The 738-nt window shown below is 34.1% G+C and carries 1 protein-coding gene; it reads left to right on the top strand.

Annotated elements, in window-relative coordinates; all coding sequences use genetic code 11:
• A partial coding sequence (locus NNL21_RS36085; RefSeq protein ID WP_256555731.1) for a WG repeat-containing protein occupies positions 1–180 on the top strand: 180 nt, incomplete at its 5' end.
• Positions 181–738 lie beyond the last annotated feature (558 nt).

The raw sequence follows: 738 nt of genomic DNA, 5'->3' as shown, positions 1-738 counted from the left end.
AGTCACTTCAAAGAAGGATATGCGGCAGTTAAAAAAGATGGCAAATACGGTTACATAGATAAAACTGGAGACATGATTGTACCTCTTGAATATAACTCAGCAGGATTATTTAACGAAGGGCTCTCCGTAGTGAAAAAAGACGGTAAATGGGGAATACTTGAAATTGAAACGGAAGAGTAAAACATGATTTCCTTCATAATCTATACGTCAAATACATAGTAAAATCAAAAACCTAGACCATGTTTGTGTTGTTAGAAGTAAAGGGACTATATTTGTGTTGCAAATTGGACAATGTTTGTGTCAATGGACACATAGATACTGTCATCCAACAATTTCAAAGATGTCGGGTGACAAAAACATTGCAACATTAGAAGCCGCTGATTATGCGGCTTTTTATATTTATGTTATCAAGTTCTTGTCAAAACACAATGACAAGAACTTGATAACATTCCCGACTGATGACAAGAACATTGTTACATTCCCGATATGATGTCATCGATGCCGGCAAATAAAGATGATTAGACGACCTTTTATTAAACTAACCAGCTAATATCTTGTCAATTTTTCCAATAGAAGATGGGGAAGAAGATGCTATACTAATTACTGAACATGTCAAATAACCCTCCAATAATATTTTGGAAAGTTTTTCACACTTTTCGTTTGCCTACCAATTATGAAATGATATAAATGAAATCAATGAATGAACAAAATATGCTACATTTCGTTCAGAGAGGGATG

This window comes from Paenibacillus mendelii (genome assembly GCF_024498075.1).
GTDB classification, from domain to species: Bacteria; Bacillota; Bacilli; order Paenibacillales; family Paenibacillaceae; genus Paenibacillus_Z; species Paenibacillus_Z mendelii.
This window is presented reverse-complemented; position numbering and strand designations above follow the sequence as displayed.